Source organism: Breoghania sp., from assembly GCF_963674635.1.
Lineage (GTDB): Bacteria > Pseudomonadota > Alphaproteobacteria > Rhizobiales > Stappiaceae > Breoghania.
Window position 1 is genome coordinate 2,245,298 of the sequence record NZ_OY771475.1, and the last position, 15,433, is coordinate 2,260,730.

The window sequence follows — 15,433 nt, forward strand, 5'->3', positions numbered from 1 at the left end:
CGGCTGAACCTCAGCCGAGCTTGCCCTCCAGACATTTGGCAATGAGGGTACGGGTTTCGTCAATCCCGTAAAGAGCAACGAAGGAGCCGAAACGGGGGCCACGTTCCTGCCCCAGCAGAAGCTGGTAGAGCGAGGAGAACCAGACGACCGAGACGCCCGGGCCGCCATCGGGCCCGGTTTTCTTGGTGTCCTGATACCGCTCGATGGAGCGGGCCACATCGAGGATCGCGTCCTGAATGACCGCGCCGTCGGCATCGGCGGGAAGTGCCGCCAGCCGCGCATCGAGATCGATGAGCGCCTGACGCTCCACCTCGTCCGGGGCCTTGAAGGACTTGGTGGGCTTCACGAAATCCTCAAAGTAACGGATCGCGTAGCCGACCAGACGGTCCAGTTCCGGGTTGGTCTCGGCACTCTCGCCCGGCGCATAGCGGGAAATGAACGCCCACAGCACGTCCTTGTTCACCGCGTTAGAGGCGGAGACAAGGTTCAGCAGCATGGCGAAGGGGACCGGCATTTCCACGTCCGGGATCTTGCCGGAATGGATGTGCCAGACCGGATTGCCGAGCTTCTGCACCTCCGGCATGCCGTCATACTTCTCAAGGAAGGTGTAATATTCGTCCACCGCCTTTGGAATGACGTCGAAATAGAGCTTCTTGGCGCTCTTGGGCTTCTGGAACATGTAGAGCGCAAGGCTCTCTGTCGGCGCATAGGTCAGCCATTCATCGATGGTCAGGCCATTGCCCTTGGACTTGGAGATCTTCTCACCCTTGTCGTCGAGGAACAGCTCATAGACAAAATGCTCTGGCGGGGTGCCGCCCATGACCTGACAGATACGGTCATAGACGCCCATGTTGGGGCCATGATCCTTGCCGAACATCTCGAAATCGACGCCAAGCGCCGCCCAGCGGGCGCCGAAATCGGGCTTCCACTGGAGCTTCACGTTGCCGCCGGTGACCGGCAGGGTGATGTCCTCGCCATCCTCGTCGGTGAAGGTGATCGTGCCATCCTTGGCGTTGACGTCCTTCATCGGCACGTAGAGCACGCGACCGGTCTTGGGCGAGATCGGCAGGAAGGGGCTATAGGTCGCCTGACGCTCTTCGCCGAGCGTCGGCAGCATCACCTGCATGATCGCGTCGTATTTTTCGAGCGCGCGCAGCAAGGTCTCGTCAAAGCGGCCGGACTTGTAATAGTCCGTCGCGCTGGCGAATTCATAGTCAAACTTGAACGTGTCGAGGAAGCGCCGCAGCATGGCGTTGTTATGCGCACCGAAGCTGTCGAAATCGCCGCCAAAGGGGTTCGGCACAGACGTCAGCGGCTTGTGCAGATGCGGCTCCAGGAAGCTCTTGTCCGGCACGTTGTCGGGGATCTTGCGCATCCCGTCCATGTCATCGGAAAAGCACAGAAGCCGCGTCGGGATTTTGTCTTCGGTCAGCAGCCGAAAGGCGGTGCGCACCATGGTCGTGCGCGCAACCTCGCCAAAGGTTCCGATATGCGGCAGGCCGGACGGGCCATAGCCCGTCTCGAACAAAACCGGCTTGTCGCTTCCCCGTTTCTCGATCCGTTTGACCAGTTTGCGCGCCTCTTCGAACGGCCAGGCTTTGGAAGCCTGAGCCGCCTCAAGAAATGCGGGCGACAGGTCAAGCGGGGGCAGGGAATGCTCGGTCATTTTCCGGTTTGTCCATTGAAATGGTGATGAGGCGCCGTCATGCGTTCAAGGGCGCGGCGCGCCGGGACACTAGTGTGGATTGAGGCAGGAGGAAATCAAAAAAAGCCGCAAGGCGGGGTAATTCGCGCTGACAAACGCCGAAGCCTCACTTTCGCCGCCAAGCAGACGTTTCTGACATGACCTAACGTGAAAACAGGCATGCTGGCCCCACCGAGCAGGCTTTGTGAGAGACATTTGCCGAGAGGAGCAGATCGGTGAGGCTACGTCGCATCCTGTGGTCTTTGTCCCTCGCGGTGGCAGGGCTGGTTACGCTTTTCGTCGCCGGGCTGACATTTGCGCCGCTTATGACGTTGGTCCTCCTGGAAGTCCTGTTTCCAACGCAGCCCCATTATGAAATCTCCCGCCGCTTCCAAGGCCCGGACAGCCTGCACAAGGTGGTTCTGCTGCGCCAGACAAACACGCCATTCCTCTTTCCCGGACAAGGCAGCGATGCGCCCGGTCATCTCTGTCTGGTCGACGCGAAGGGGCGGATCCTTGCCGGAAAGCCCGTCGAAATGGTGCACCTGGTCGAGGGGATCGAATGGGAGCGCGGCCATGTGCGTGTCAGGGACATCGTCGACTGGGACATTGCCGCTCTTCAAAGGTCGCGGCGACAAACAGGCCCGACCGCAGCCGCCTTGCGGAGGCGAAGGGGAACCCGTAACGTCACATCCGGAAACACATCTCTTTGCAGGACCGAGCTTCGCCCATGACCCAAACGGTGTCCCCCCAGAAAGCCCTGATCTACACGATGGTGACGATCTCGGCCGCCGACAGCACGATGACCGATTCCGAGTTGCTGAAGATCGGCGAGATTGTGCAGACGCTGCCGGTTTTCCGCGAATTCGACAGCGACAATCTCGTACAGGTTGCCGAAGAATGCGGCGCGCTGCTGGAGGGCGACGACGGCCTGGATACGGTGCTGGAGGTGATTGCGGGAACGCTTCCCAAAAAGCTCTACCAGACAGCCTATGCGCTGGCGGTGGAGGTGGCGGCCGCCGATCTTGTGGTGGAACAGGAAGAGCTGCGTTTCCTGGCACTGCTGCGCGATCGCCTTGACCTCGACAAGCTCTCGGTCGCCGCGATCGAATTCAGCGCCCGTGTGCGCAACCGGGTGGGCTGAGCTCCCCCTCCACCGGCAGGGCCTCTCTCCTACCCCCGCCAGAAACGCGGCACGAAGAGCACCATCACCGTCAGCAGTTCCAGCCTGCCCAGAAGCATGCCGAAGGAAAGGATCCATTTGGCCGTGTCGTTCAGCGGACTGAAGGTGCCCGCAGGCCCAATGATCTCGCCAAGGCCCGGCCCGACGTTGGAAATGGCCGTGGCCGCGCCGGAAAGCGCGGTCAGATCGTCGAGACCTGTCAGGCTCAAAGCCATGGCGAGCGCCGCGAAGCTGCAGATATAGAGAAAAAAGAAGCTCTGGACGGCTGCCATCACACCATCATCGATGGGGCGCCCGTTGAAGCGCGGCACGAAAATACCGTTCGGATAGACCATCCGGTTGAGATGCTGACCGAGATTGGCCCACAGCACCTGAAAGCGGAACACCTTGATCCCGCAGGAGGTGGACCCGGCACATCCCCCGATGAACATGATCACGAAGAAGAGCCCGGCGGCGAAGGGCCCCCATGCGTTGTAATCGGCATTGGCATAGCCCGTGCCGGTCATCACCGAGACGACGTTGAAGGCGGCGTAGCGCAAGCCCTCCAGTCCGTCATGAACCCCGGTATTGTGCTGGAACAGCCAGATGGCGAGGATGAACCCGATCAGCAGCAGGAAGAAGGCGCGCACCTGCGTATCGCGCAAAAGCGCCTGCGGCTCGCCCTGAAACAGCTTGATGTAGAGAAGAAACGGCAGCGAGCCGATACACATGAACACGACCGCGATCCAGTCGATGGCCGCGCTGTCGAAATGACCGATGGAGCCATCCTTCGTTGAAAAGCCACCTGTGGCCACCGTCGTCATGGCGTGCATGATCGCGTCGGAAAACTCCATTCCCGCGATATTGTAGAGAACCGCACAGAGCGCGGTGAAGCCGATGAAGATCAGCGTCATGATCCCGGAAATCTGGGTCGCACGCGGCAGGATCTTTTCCGGCGCATCAAAAGCCTCGGCCTTGAAAAGCTGCATGCCGCCAACCTTCAGAAGTGGCAATACGGACAAGGCCATGACAATGATGCCGAGCCCGCCGAGCCATTGCAGGATCGCGCGCCAGAACAGAACGCCCGGTGGCGCATGATCGAGACCGACAATGACGGTCGCCCCCGTCGTGGTCAGGCCTGACATGGCCTCGAAAAAGGCATCGGTGTAGCTATCCACACTGCCCGACCACAAGAGCGGAAGCGCCCCGAACCCGGCCAGGACGAGCCAGACGACACAGGTCATCAAAAAGGCCTGCCTCAGTCCCATCGCCCCCTGCGAACCGCGTGCAGACAGCCAGAGCGACAGGCCGATCATGATGGTGAGCAGGGACGAGGCGGCAAAGATGCGCCAGTCCTCATTGTCGTCGGCAAGATCCACCAGCGCCGGCACCATCATAGCGCAGCCAAGCGTTGCCAGAAGCACGCCTGTCACGAGCAGGATGGGCCGGAGATCAAGCACGAACGAAGCCTCGGAAAATCAAATGGCACAATGGCAGACATGGGTGACAGGCACGAGAGCTCAGCCGGGCTGTCGCCGCAGGTCTGTTGCGATGTCCCAAGCTCAGTTCAGGACACGCGGCATGTCAGGAATATCGAGGGGAAAAGCCGGAATGGCGACAGAAAAAAGGTCGCCCCTTTCGCTTTCCATTTCATAGCTGCCGACCATGAAGCCGGAGGTGGTAGAGAGCGGACAGCCCGAAGTGTACTGATAGCTGGCGCCGGGACGCAGAACAGGCTGCTCGCCAACGACGCCTGCGCCGCGCACTTCCTGCACCCGGCCCGCCGCGTCGGTGATCTTCCAGTGACGCGAAATGAGCTGAACCGTCGTCTCGCTCTGATTCACGATGCGGACCGTATAGGCCCAGAAATAATGGTCGTCCGCCGGCGCGGACTGATCGGCCAGATAGGTCGGTTCAACAACGACCGAAATCCCGTTGGTCTCTTCGCTGTACATCACAAACAATCCATCGACAGCGCGTGGAGCCTGCCCGGCCAACGCTCACATTCCACCATAAATGAAGCGCGGGCAAAGGTGTATTGCCTTTGCGTCACTCTTCTCTCCGACAATGCTTCACATTTTGTCGAAGGCCTGTCTTCTATCGTCATGTACGCGGCAGGGAAAGCCCACTGTTCCTGTTGACCGCACCTTGCCCGGATTGCACGGTGTGAGCGTCATTCCTCTTTTGGCTTTCGCGAGCTCCCATGTTCGACGCCTATTTGCGCCGCAAGATCGATCCACCGCTCGATGCTGCCGGAAAACGCCTCTCCCGCGCCGGTATCAGCGCCAACACCATCACGCTTGCCGGATTTGCGGCGGGGATCGTCGCGGCCACCGCCATCGCGCTTGGCGCACCACTCGTCGGGCTCGCCCTGATCGTTCTCAACCGACTTGCGGACGGCCTGGACGGCGCGATTGCGCGGGCAAGCGAACGCACCGATCTCGGTGGCTACCTGGATATCGTGTGCGATTTTCTCGTCTACGGCGCGATCCCCTTCGGCTTCGTGCTGGCGGACCCGGACGCCAACGCCCTTGCCGGTGCAGCACTGCTCGCAAGCTTCTATGCCTCGGGCTCGACCTTTCTTGCCTTCAGCACCCTCGCGGCCAAACGCGGGCTTTCCACCTCCGCGCAAGGCGTGAAATCGCTTTACTATCTGGGAGGCATCGCGGAAGGGGCGGAGACGATCGTGTTCTTTGTCGTCGCCTGCCTTTTCGCCGATCATTTCGCGACCCTGGCCTGGGTCTTTGCCGCGATCTGCACGTTTTCGGCGCTGATGCGGCTGATCAATGGGGCGCTCATGCTGCGAGCGCAGAGATGACGCCAGCTAGCGTCCCGCCATTTTCGTTGCCATGACGGAGATGGTCTTCACGTAGACCTCCGCCTTGTTCCACTCGCGCAGCACCCGATAGTTCTTCGTGCCCGCCTCCCAGGATTGCCCGGCCCGCCAGCCCTTCTGTTTCAGATAGTTGGCGGTTGACGCCATCACGTCGGGGACGGAGCGGATGAGATCGCGATGGCCGTTACGGTCGTAGTCGACAGCGTATTTCACGTAATTGGAGGCGAGAAACTGGGTCTGGCCAAGTTCGCCCGCCCATGCGCCGCGCATCTGGTCCGGCGACATGTCTCCCCGCGCGACGATCTGAATGGCGTGATCCAGTTCATTGGTGAAGAAAGCGGAGCGACGGCAGTCATAGGCAAGGGTCGCAAGCGACCGCATCACCGACATCTTGCCGCTGTTTGCCCCGAACCCGGTCTCCAGTCCCCATATGGAAACGATGACCTCCGGCGGCACACCAAAATCCCGCTCGATGCGCGAGAAGAGACGCCGATTGTTTTCGATATAGGACCGTCCACGACGGATCATCGAATTGGAGACGCGCCGCGCATAGAACTGTTTGAAACTCAGCTTGAAGGACTTCTGAGACCGGTCGAGACGCACCACACGCGGATCGTACCGCACTCCGGACAGCACCCTGTTGACGGCCCGCGAGGACATGCCTCTGGAGACCGCCTCTCGCTTGTATTGGGAGAGCCAGCTTTCGAAGCCGGAGCCATCGTTCCCGCAGGTCGCGGCACTTGCAGCCGGCGAAAGCGCCAGCATTCCCACCATGTTCAGGACGACAAGAGACAATCCCCTCATCACGCCCCCCTTCCCTGTCGCATCATCGCTGCCTGCACTATTGCCCTGCAGAGGGGCCCGCGCAATCGACATAAGCGTGAAGGGCAGAATGCCCTGCGCGCTCAGATCGCGCAAAGCGCCCGCTCGATATCGTTGAGCAGATCGTCAGCATCCTCCAGGCCGACCGACAGACGCAACACACCGCCATTGATACCCAGTTCCAGACGGTCTTCTTCCGGCACACTTTGATGCGTGGTCGTCGCCGGGTGACAGATCAGGCTCTTCGCGTCGCCGAGATTGTTGGAGATCTTCACGATCTGGAGTGCATTGCAGAAACGGAAGGCCGCTTCCTTGCCGCCCGCCAGTTCAAGGGCGACCAGCGTGGACCCGCCGCGCATCTGCTTTTTCGCCACCGCCGCCTGCGGATGGTCGTCGCGGCCGGGATAGATCAGGCGGGCAACGGCCTTGCTCTCGGCAAGGAAATGGGCAATCCGACCGGCGCTCTGCGTCTGTCGCTCGATGCGCATGGGCAGCGTCTCCAGCCCCTTCAGCATGACCCAGGCATTGAAGGGCGACATGGAGGGGCCGGTGTGTTTGTAGAAGGGATGAAACTCCTGCTCGATCCATTCCTCGTCCGACAGCACGACGCCGCCAAGACAGCGCCCCTGCCCGTCAATGTGCTTGGTCGCGGAATAGACGACGACATCCGCGCCCAGCGCCAGCGGCGACTGCCACAGCGCGGTGGCGAAGACGTTGTCCACGACCAGACGCGCCTCGGCCTCGTGGGCGATATCGGCAACGGCGGCGATATCGACGATGTCGAGCGTCGGGTTGGTGGGCGATTCAAGGAACATCACACGGGTGTTGGGGCGTACCGCCGCCTTCCACTCATCCAGATTTGTCCCGTCCACCATGGTCGCTTCCACGCCAAAACGCGGCAGCACCGTTTCCGCGACATAGCGGCAGGAGCCGAACAACGCCTTGGCCGCGACAATATGATCGCCCGCCTTCACACTCGCCAGAAGCGCGGATGTGACGGCGGCCATGCCGCTTGCGGTCGCGCGCGCCGCGCCCGCGCCCTCCAGCAGGCACATGCGCTCTTCGAACATGGAGACAGTGGGATTGGCATAGCGCGAATAGACGAAACCGGGATCGTCGCCGTTGAAGCGCGCTTCGGCACTTTCGGCGTCCGGATAAACGAACCCCTGCGTCAGGAACAGGGCTTCGGAGGTTTCGTTGAAGGCGGTGCGCGTCGTGCCACCGTGAACCAGGCGAGTGGCCGGATGCCAGTCTTTGTCGTTCGTCATTTTGTACTCCACGTTCAAAATGCCCGGTTCCAGATATAAAAATACCCCGGACGCGGACGGCCGGGGTCGAAAAACACCCGGTCTGTTTAGCTACTTGTTTAACGTGGCTGCAAGCCGACCGGCTCAAATCACCACGGGAAGCTTGACCAGATAAGCCATCCCCGTCTTGGCGTCAATGCGGGGATCGGCTAAGGGAGGATGCGGAGAATCGAAAGGCAAGCGACGACATGACGAAAGAACTGGCCGGCATCCTGCCTGCACACATGATCGAGGCACTTTTCGATACAGGCGCCATCACCGCCGACCGGCCGCGCGACGACGATCAGATCCAGCCCGCCAGCCTCGACTTGCGCCTCGGCAAGATCGGATGGCGCGTGAGGGCATCCTTCCTGCCAGGACCGGGCAAGTCGGTGGCGAGCAAGCTCGACCGGCTGAAACTGCATGAAGTCGATCTCAGCCCCGGAGCGGTGCTTGAGACGGGCTGCGTCTATATCGTGCCGCTTCTGGAAGAGCTGAACCTGCCCGACGACGTGGCGGCGACCACGAACCCGAAAAGCTCCACCGGGCGTCTCGATGTCTTTACCCGCGTAATCACGGATGAGGGCCGCGAGTTCGACACGGTGCCCGCGGGCTATCGCGGCGCGCTGTTTGCCGAGATCAGCCCGAAGACCTTCCCCGTCCTTGTGCGCACCGGCTCCCGGCTTTCGCAGATCCGCTTCCGGCGCGGTCATCCGCTCGTCAGCGATGCGGAACTGGTGAACGTGGACGCGGCCTCGGAACTGATCCCCGGCGGCAATGCCCGCATTGGCGGCGGTCTTCAGCTTTCCATCGACCTTGCAGGCACGGGCGACGACCGACTCGTCGGCTACCGCGCCAAGCGACACACCGGCGTCATCGACATGGACGTGAAGGCGGCGCATGATCCGCTGGATTTCTGGGAGCCGATCCATCGCCGCGGGGCCGCGGAACTGATCCTCGACCCGAACGAATTCTACATTCTGGTCTCGCGCGAAGCGGTGCACGTGCCGCCGGACTTCGCTGCCGAGATGGTGCCTTTCGACCCGCTTGTGGGTGAATTCCGCGTTCATTATGCGGGCTTCTTCGATCCAGGTTTTGGCCATTCCGCCATTGGCGGAACGGGTTCGCGGGCCGTTCTGGAAGTGCGCTCCCACGATGTGCCCTTCATTCTCGATCATGGCCAGACGGTCGGGCGCCTTGTCTATGAACGCATGGCAGAGCGCCCCCATACGCTTTATGGCGAAGGCATCGGCTCCAACTACCAGGGCCAGACACTGAAGCTTTCCAAGCATTTCCGGGCGGACGACTAGGTCGCCCCTCTGCCGCTTGAAAGCCCGCTGCGGGGAACTTATCCCCTCCGCCAAGCCTTTCCCTAGAGCATCATGCGCGCTCCCGGCGGGGCGCGATGGACAGGACGAGCGGGGCAAAGGGGGCTCACGTGCGCGAGATGACAAGCGATGCCGCAGGACGGGACCGTTCGGGCGAGGACCAAACCCTCGCCGAGCCCAAGGCCGACGCGGCGCGCATTACCTCGCGCGAGGCTAAGGCCCGGGGACGGCAAGCAGACCGCCCCTCGCAGATCACGTGGCGCGGATGGCTGGATGTGATCTGGCGGGTCGCGCACCAGATCGTCCATGACCGGGTGATGCTGGTTGCCGCGGGCGCCACCTATTATTTCCTGCTGGCGCTCTTTCCCGGCCTGGCCGCCTTTGTCGCGCTTTACGGCCTGATCGCGAACCCGGAAGTCATCGCCGATCAGATCGGAACGCTGGAGGGGATCGTCCCCACAGCCGCCATCGATCTCATTCATACCCAACTCAATGACCTGGTCGGCCAGACACGCAACACGCTCAATTTCGCCTTCTATGGCGGCCTGGGCGTGTCCTTGTGGAGCGTGAACAACGCGATCAAGGCGCTCTTCGAGGCGATGAACATTGCCTATAACGAGCGGGAAAAGCGCAGCTTCATAAAGCTCAACCTGCTGTCCCTGACATTCACATTCGGCGCGATTTTCACGGGCTTTCTGCTGATCTTCGCCATCGGCGTGATCCCGACGGTGCTGGCCCTCGTCGATCTCGGCGACATGACGGGTCGCTTCATCGCGCTTGTGCGCTGGCCGGTTCTGCTGGCCGTGATCGGCCTCGGCTTCACGTTGGTCTACCGCTTTGGACCCAGCCGGGAGAAGGCAAAGTGGCGCTGGCTGACATGGGGCGGCGGACTGGCGACACCGCTCTGGGTTTCCGCCTCTTTCGCGTTCTCCTATTACATCGAGAATTTCGCGGACTACAACGCCACCTATGGCACGTTGGGTGCGGTGATCGGCCTGATGGTCTGGATCTGGATTTCGGTCGTCATCCTGATCGTGGGAGCCGAACTCAACGCGGAACTGGAACACCAGACGGCGCGCGACAGCACCACCGGCGCGCCCTTGCCCATGGGCGAACGCGGCGCGATGGTGGCCGACACTTTGGGAAAAGCCCGGAAATCCTGAGCCGCGCGGCGCGGCGCCCCGTCCCACTCAGGCTTGTGTCTGATCGAGCGTCTGAGAGCCGACCTGCCGACGCAGATCCGTCAATTCACGGCGCATCGCTCTTACCTCTTCCAACAACACGCCTGTCTCGTCGTGGATGGCTTGACGGTCCGCTTCGGCGATCTGGTCGTGCTCTTCCTGCATGGCCGACACGATGATGCCGATGAAGAGGTTCAGCACGGTGAAGGCCGTGGCCAGAATGAAGGGCAGGAAGAACATCCAGGCGAAGGGGTGCGCGTCCATGACTGGGCGCACGATGCCCATGGACCAGCTTTCCAGCGTCATGATCTGGAAGAGCGTGTAGGCGGAGGCGCCGAGATCGCCGAACCACTGTGGGAAGGTCTCGCCATAGAGGTTCGTGGCCATCACGGAGAAAATGTAGAAGACCAGGCTCATCAGCAGGAAAATCGAGCCCATGCCCGGGAGCGCGGAAATCAACCCGCCGATGACGCGTTGAAGCGAGGGCACGACGGAAACGAGACGCAGGACGCGCAGAACCCGAAGCGCGCGCAGGACCGACAGTCCGCCCGCCGTCGGCAACAGCGCCAGTGCGACGACCGCGAAATCGAACAGGCTCCACGGCTGGCGAAAGAACTCCAGCCGATAGACGAAAATGCGCGCCGCGATCTCGACGACGAAAACCACGAGAACAGCCGTGTCAATGAAGGTGAGCAGGCCTCCGATGGAGTGCATCAGCGTCGCGCTGGTTTCCATGCCAAGCGTGACGGCATTGAGGCCGATAATGGCGATAATCGCCCATTCCCATTGGCGTGAATTGACCAGCTGCCGCAACCTGTCCCGCATCTCGTGCCTCTTCCTGCACCGCCGCCCGGCGCGGCGCCCCGATCGACGCGATGTAGGTGGAGCAAGCACCTTTGCCAAGGGAAGAGCGCACAAGGAATGCAACATCTTGCGTTCCCGGTTGCACTTTCAGTGGAACCTTCGCAAAGCTCGCAGGCGGACCCGCTATTGTGCTTGACAGAAAGCGCCAAGGCACGGCAAACAAGCGGGACGATGCGGGTGTAGCTCAATGGTAGAGCAGAAGCTTCCCAAGCTTACGACGAGGGTTCGATTCCCTTCACCCGCTCCAACCTCCCCCCTTCCATTGCCGTAATGCCGGGATTGCCGGAATGACGAGACCAGGCTCAGCGCCTGAGGTCTGCCTTGCCATGGCGGGTGGTCCAAAGTCGTCTTTGTGTCATTCGCGCGGGCGGCGGAGGCCGTGCTTGAGACGTCCTCTTGCGACCCCGTGTCGTGTCTTGCGCCAGTGGTCGGGCCGCCAGACCAGCTCCACGACGGCGATGGCGAAGGCAAGGCTCATCAGCAGCCAATAGACGGGCAAGGCGAGCCAGTCGCCAAGGCGCACGTGCAGACGGCGCAAGCGCGCAGCCCGTTGCATCGCGAAGACCGCAGCCCCATAGCCCGCGACGAGGGAAATCGCTCCCGCCCCCATCATGGTGAGATCGGCGAGCCCGCCCAGCTGCGGCATCAGCTTGTGATCGATTGCATAGAGAGCGACCAGTCCGATGAAGAGGGGATGCGCGATCAAGGCCGTGGCCGTGCCTGCAAAAAGCAGGACAGTCACAAGGAAGTTCGTCGGCCCCAGATCCCGCCACAGCTGGCCGGGACGGCGCATGTGCACGAGCCATGTCTGAAGCCATCCCTTGTGCCACCTGACACGCTGGTTAAGCCAGGCGGAGAAGGTGAGCGGGGCTTCTTCCCACGTTGTGGAGGCGACCGTCACCATCTGCCAGCCGTCACGGACAAGCCGGATCCCGATATCGATATCCTCGGTGACGTTGTGCGGATCCCAACCACCGCAATCGTCCAGCGCGCGCCGCCGGAAGTGATTTGAGGTGCCGCCTAGCGGCAACAGCAGGCGATGGTTCGACATCCATGGAAGCAGAATGTCGAACAGGGTCGCATATTCCAGCGCGAACTGGCGTGTGAAGAAGGTTTCCTGCGCATGGTCGACCGCCAGACGCGCCTGCACTCCGCCAAGCGAGGGAGGGCCGGACGCAAACAGCCGCGCACATTTGCGAAGCTGATCTGGGTCGGGGCGATCTTCCGCGTCAAAGACGGTGACAAGCTCGCCGCGGGCAAATCGCATGGCATAGGACAGAGCCTTGGGCTTGGTGCGAGGCCCGCCCGGCGGCACCACGACGACCTGAAACGAGGGACCGGGCAAGTGCCGGGTCAGGGCTTCGCGGGTCTCCCGGTCGTCTTCCTCCACCAGCAGCTTGATATCGAGGAGGTCCGGGGGATAGTCGAGCCGTTGCAAGGCTGCGATCAGATCCGCGACAACCGCGGCTTCGCGATAGAGCGGCACAAGGACCGTGTAGGGCGGCCAGTCGGCCTCGCCCGGGGTTTTCCCGCGCCGCAACGGGTGCTCCCGTCCCTCGTGGAGCCCCGCACAGAAGCGGGCGGCACTGCCGATGATGAAGAGAGCGGCGGCCAATCCCATCAGGACACGCGGCGCGAAAACGACTAGAGCGGCAAGCATCAGGACCAGCATGGCGGCCCGCAACGTGCCCGCAGGCCCGGAACGCCCCCTCAGGCGCGCGGCGGAATATTCCGGGCGTGCCGCCTCCAACCCGCGGACCGCCCCGTGAATGGCGACCGCGCGCCTCAGGCTGTCCGGCGAGGCAATGGAGAGACGTGCCCGGACGCGCACATCCGACTTTGCCCGGCGTAACACCTCCGCGATGCTCGCCGGGCGCGGCGCCATGGCGAATTCCATCCCCTCGCCCCGGCTTTCCAGCGCGAGAACCGCAAGGCCAGGCAGGTCCGAGCGCGTGAATTTCAGCACGAGGTTCGGTTCGGGTTTCAGGTCCTTGAGTTTGAGAAACGGCACACCGAGTTCGTCAGCCAGCGCACGATAATAGCCCTCTGACGTCACAAACCCGCGTTCGATCAGGATATCGGCTGCGTAGCCGCCGCATTCATCCGCGATGGTCTTGGCTTGATACAAGACCTCCGTCGCAATGCCGCGCCCCACCAGAAAACCGATGTCGGGAGGCAGCACCGCCTCGCGCAGAAGAGCGGCGACCGCGTCCTCATCGTCCCGCACCTTGCTGGATTGAAGGACCTCTCCCTCATGATGAAAAAAGGCCTGCCCGGCGTCGGAAAAGCCTGCAAGCTCTCCCTCGCCAAAGCCTCCCGGCTCCGACCAAACACTCAACGACTTTCCCCCGGCCCCGCAATAAACTAAGGTCCGCGAGCAACTTGCGGACGAGGGTCGGCTGGAGCCCGTTCCGGGCGAAATCATACCGGCGGGAACCGGGATCGCAGGGCACTGGCCCCGCCGATCTCAACTTCCCCAAAGCCCCGAGACGGTACAATGTCCGGAACAACACAATGAATGAGTCTTGTCTTAAATGAGATTTATAAAAACCCTGACGTTATTGCTGTTAGCATTTTCGACCATTCATGTCGAGATTGCCCCTGCGGCAGAGCAGGAACCGGTTGTTCCGAATTTCTGGGACATGCGTGTGCGTCTCGACAAGCCGAACCAGTCGGCACGGACGATCCGCTTCCTCGCCAGCGATGATTTCCCGCCCTTTGCCTTTCGCGATCCGGCTGGCCGTCTGACCGGGTTCAACGTCGATCTCGCCCGCGCCATCTGCGAAGAACTCGATGCCGTGTGCACCTTGCGCATCAAGCCGTTCGACGAGCTTGTCCCCGCGCTTGCCTCCGGAGAGGGCGATGCGATCATTGCCGGTCTGGAGCCCGGCTTTGGCTCCACGGAAAAAACCGGGAGCCCGAAGGCAGACGATACCGAGACGAGCAGCCACAAGTCTCCGCTCGTCTATTCCGCCCCCTATCTGAAACTCCCCGCGCGCTTCGTCGTTCGCAAGGAAGATGCCGTGCGCGAGGCGCCGGTGCCGGAGACGATGGAGGGCAAATGGATTTCGGTCGCCGAAGGGACGCAGCACGAAGCGTTTCTGAAGACCTTCTTCCCCAACAGCCTCATCACCACCTACCCCGATGAAGAGGAAGCCCGCGCGGCGCTTCGGCGCGGCGAGGTGGATGCCCATTTCGGCGACGGGTTGGGCCTGAGCTACTGGCTCCAGGGAACGAGCTCTGCCAATTGCTGCGTCTTCGCGCCGGGCCCCTGGCTGGAGCCCGGCTATTTCGACCACGGCATGAGCATCGCGATCGCGCGTGAGGCCGATGGCCTGCGGGAAGCCATCGACTATGCGCTCCAGCAGGTCCACACCACCGGCCAATTCGGCGAGCTTTACCTGCGCTATTTCCCCATCAGCTTCTATTGAGGCGGCCTGACCGCTGTCTCCGGCGTTTCCGGCTCGTCCTCGTTGCCGTCACGGCTGTTGGCGCGAAAGGGCAGCAGGAGCGACCAGAGGATACCGGTCGGAGCCTCGCTCTGGAAAGAGGACAGACCGATGGTCATGCCCAGATGGCCGCGCGCGGGCTCGGCCACATAGGTGCGGAAGATCCGGTCCCAGAAGGAAAAGTTGAAGCCGTAGTTGGAATCCGTCTCGCGCCGGATCACCGAATGGTGGACGCGGTGCATGTCCGGCGTGACAATGACGGGACGCAGCAACCGGTCAAGCCAACCGGGCAGGCGGACGTTGGAATGATTGAACATCGCGCCGCCGTTCAAAACCGCCTCGAAGATCAAAACCGATAGGGCGGGCGCGCCCAGCGCCACCACGATACCTGCCTTCCAGACCATCGAGATAAGGATCTCCAGCGGATGGAACCGCAGCGCGGTCGTCACATCGATATCCGGGTCGGCGTGATGCATCCGGTGAATGCGCCAGAGGATGGGCCATTTGTGAGAGACGAGATGCTCCAGCCAGACCGCGAAATCGAGCACGATGAAGGCAATGATCCCGGCGACAAGGGGCGGGATCCCGAGCGCGGGTAGAAGACCGATGCCCTGCCCGTTCGCCCAAAGCGCCGCACCGACTGCGGCCATGGGGAACACGATCCTGACAATCACGGAATCCAGCACGACGATGGAAAGGTTCGTCACCCAGCGCCATTTGCGCCCATAGCCGAGCGGACGGCGGGGGGCTGTCACCTCAAGCAACGCCATGGTCCCGAAGATCGCGGCAAAGATAACCGCCCGGATGGCTGCCTCGCTCAT

The 15,433-nt window shown here is 62.0% G+C and carries 14 protein-coding genes, 1 tRNA gene and 1 riboswitch; of the genes, 7 read left to right on the forward strand and 8 right to left on the reverse strand.

The window, feature by feature from the left end; translation table 11 throughout:
• Positions 1-10 precede the first annotated feature (10 nt).
• The gene (locus ABGM93_RS09700; RefSeq protein WP_321499059.1) at positions 11-1,666 is read right to left on the reverse strand and encodes a lysine--tRNA ligase; all 1,656 of its coding nucleotides are present in this window, start codon (positions 1,664-1,666) and stop codon (positions 11-13) included.
• A 254-nt stretch (positions 1,667-1,920) separates the two neighbouring features.
• Between ABGM93_RS09700 and ABGM93_RS09705 the strand changes: the two genes are divergently transcribed.
• A complete protein-coding gene (locus tag ABGM93_RS09705; RefSeq protein ID WP_321499060.1) occupies positions 1,921-2,418 on the forward strand; it encodes a hypothetical protein in 498 nt (165 codons plus the stop codon).
• Positions 2,415-2,828 carry a tellurite resistance TerB family protein gene (locus tag ABGM93_RS09710; protein WP_319772277.1) on the forward strand — a complete coding sequence of 138 codons (414 nt, stop codon included), beginning with the start codon at positions 2,415-2,417 and terminating at the stop codon, positions 2,826-2,828. Before ABGM93_RS09705 ends, ABGM93_RS09710 begins: the two co-directional genes overlap by 4 nt.
• A 29-nt stretch (positions 2,829-2,857) precedes the next feature.
• Here the strand turns inward: ABGM93_RS09710 and ABGM93_RS09715 are convergent, their stop codons facing one another.
• Together ABGM93_RS09715 and apaG are read right to left on the reverse strand one after the other, a co-directional pair.
• Entirely contained in the window at positions 2,858-4,306 is a 1,449-nt protein-coding gene (locus tag ABGM93_RS09715; RefSeq protein WP_321499061.1) for a TrkH family potassium uptake protein, read from the reverse strand.
• 102 nt (positions 4,307-4,408) lie between these two features.
• On the reverse strand, positions 4,409-4,801 hold the full coding sequence (gene apaG, locus ABGM93_RS09720; RefSeq protein WP_321499062.1) for a Co2+/Mg2+ efflux protein ApaG: 393 nt from the start codon (positions 4,799-4,801) through the stop codon (positions 4,409-4,411).
• Between the two features lie 248 nt (positions 4,802-5,049).
• On the opposite strand from apaG, the gene ABGM93_RS09725 reads away from it, so the two are divergent.
• Positions 5,050-5,664 (forward strand): CDP-alcohol phosphatidyltransferase family protein, encoded by a 615-nt coding sequence (locus tag ABGM93_RS09725; RefSeq protein WP_321499063.1) that lies wholly within the window; start codon positions 5,050-5,052, stop codon positions 5,662-5,664.
• A gap of 6 nt (positions 5,665-5,670) precedes the next feature.
• On the opposite strand, the gene ABGM93_RS09730 is transcribed toward ABGM93_RS09725, so the two are convergent.
• Together ABGM93_RS09730 and ABGM93_RS09735 are read right to left on the reverse strand one after the other, a co-directional pair.
• Complete coding sequence (locus tag ABGM93_RS09730; protein ID WP_321505811.1) at positions 5,671-6,486, reverse strand: lytic murein transglycosylase; 816 nt, start codon at positions 6,484-6,486, stop codon at positions 5,671-5,673.
• Positions 6,487-6,587: 101 nt separating this feature from the next.
• Complete coding sequence (locus tag ABGM93_RS09735; RefSeq protein ID WP_321499064.1) at positions 6,588-7,772, reverse strand: O-succinylhomoserine sulfhydrylase; 1,185 nt, start codon at positions 7,770-7,772, stop codon at positions 6,588-6,590.
• 65 nt (positions 7,773-7,837) lie between these two features.
• Positions 7,838-7,917: riboswitch (SAM riboswitch) on the reverse strand.
• Between the two features lie 82 nt (positions 7,918-7,999).
• Between ABGM93_RS09735 and ABGM93_RS09740 the strand changes: the two genes are divergently transcribed.
• Both ABGM93_RS09740 and ABGM93_RS09745 read left to right on the forward strand, forming a co-directional pair.
• Positions 8,000-9,100, forward strand: coding sequence for a 2'-deoxycytidine 5'-triphosphate deaminase (locus ABGM93_RS09740; RefSeq protein WP_321499065.1), 1,101 nt, complete (start codon positions 8,000-8,002; stop codon positions 9,098-9,100).
• Between the two features lie 137 nt (positions 9,101-9,237).
• Entirely contained in the window at positions 9,238-10,281 is a 1,044-nt protein-coding gene (locus ABGM93_RS09745) for a YihY/virulence factor BrkB family protein (RefSeq protein ID WP_321505812.1), read from the forward strand.
• Between the two features lie 27 nt (positions 10,282-10,308).
• Here the strand turns inward: ABGM93_RS09745 and ABGM93_RS09750 are convergent, their stop codons facing one another.
• Positions 10,309-11,124, reverse strand: a complete 816-nt coding sequence (locus ABGM93_RS09750; protein ID WP_321499066.1) for an ion transporter — start codon at positions 11,122-11,124, stop codon at positions 10,309-10,311.
• A gap of 212 nt (positions 11,125-11,336) precedes the next feature.
• Here ABGM93_RS09750 and ABGM93_RS09755 point away from each other — a divergent pair.
• Positions 11,337-11,410 (forward strand) — tRNA-Gly (locus ABGM93_RS09755).
• Positions 11,411-11,518: 108 nt separating this feature from the next.
• Here the strand turns inward: ABGM93_RS09755 and ABGM93_RS09760 are convergent.
• Positions 11,519-13,501, reverse strand: coding sequence for a glycosyltransferase (locus ABGM93_RS09760; protein WP_321499067.1), 1,983 nt, complete (start codon positions 13,499-13,501; stop codon positions 11,519-11,521).
• Positions 13,502-13,697: 196 nt separating this feature from the next.
• Between ABGM93_RS09760 and ABGM93_RS09765 the strand changes: the two genes are divergently transcribed.
• Entirely contained in the window at positions 13,698-14,594 is an 897-nt protein-coding gene (locus tag ABGM93_RS09765; RefSeq protein WP_321499068.1) for a transporter substrate-binding domain-containing protein, read from the forward strand.
• Here the strand turns inward: ABGM93_RS09765 and ABGM93_RS09770 are convergent.
• On the reverse strand, positions 14,588-15,433 hold the full coding sequence (locus ABGM93_RS09770; RefSeq protein WP_321499069.1) for a sterol desaturase family protein: 846 nt from the start codon (positions 15,431-15,433) through the stop codon (positions 14,588-14,590). The two genes, ABGM93_RS09765 and ABGM93_RS09770, sit on opposite strands and share 7 nt — an antisense overlap.

Coding starts and splice junctions, on each gene's coding strand:
- ABGM93_RS09700 (WP_321499059.1), bottom strand. CDS start 1,666: ATGACCGAGCATTCCCTGCCCCCGCTTGACCTGTCGCCCGCATTTCTT.
- ABGM93_RS09710 (WP_319772277.1), top strand. CDS start 2,415: ATGACCCAAACGGTGTCCCCCCAGAAAGCCCTGATCTACACGATGGTG.
- apaG (WP_321499062.1), bottom strand. CDS start 4,801: ATGTACAGCGAAGAGACCAACGGGATTTCGGTCGTTGTTGAACCGACC.
- ABGM93_RS09725 (WP_321499063.1), top strand. CDS start 5,050: ATGTTCGACGCCTATTTGCGCCGCAAGATCGATCCACCGCTCGATGCT.
- ABGM93_RS09730 (WP_321505811.1), bottom strand. CDS start 6,486: ATGAGGGGATTGTCTCTTGTCGTCCTGAACATGGTGGGAATGCTGGCG.
- ABGM93_RS09735 (WP_321499064.1), bottom strand. CDS start 7,772: ATGACGAACGACAAAGACTGGCATCCGGCCACTCGCCTGGTTCACGGT.
- ABGM93_RS09740 (WP_321499065.1), top strand. CDS start 8,000: ATGACGAAAGAACTGGCCGGCATCCTGCCTGCACACATGATCGAGGCA.
- ABGM93_RS09745 (WP_321505812.1), top strand. CDS start 9,238: ATGACAAGCGATGCCGCAGGACGGGACCGTTCGGGCGAGGACCAAACC.
- ABGM93_RS09750 (WP_321499066.1), bottom strand. CDS start 11,124: ATGCGGGACAGGTTGCGGCAGCTGGTCAATTCACGCCAATGGGAATGG.
- ABGM93_RS09765 (WP_321499068.1), top strand. CDS start 13,698: ATGAGATTTATAAAAACCCTGACGTTATTGCTGTTAGCATTTTCGACC.
- ABGM93_RS09770 (WP_321499069.1), bottom strand. CDS start 15,433: ATGAGCGAGGCAGCCATCCGGGCGGTTATCTTTGCCGCGATCTTCGGG.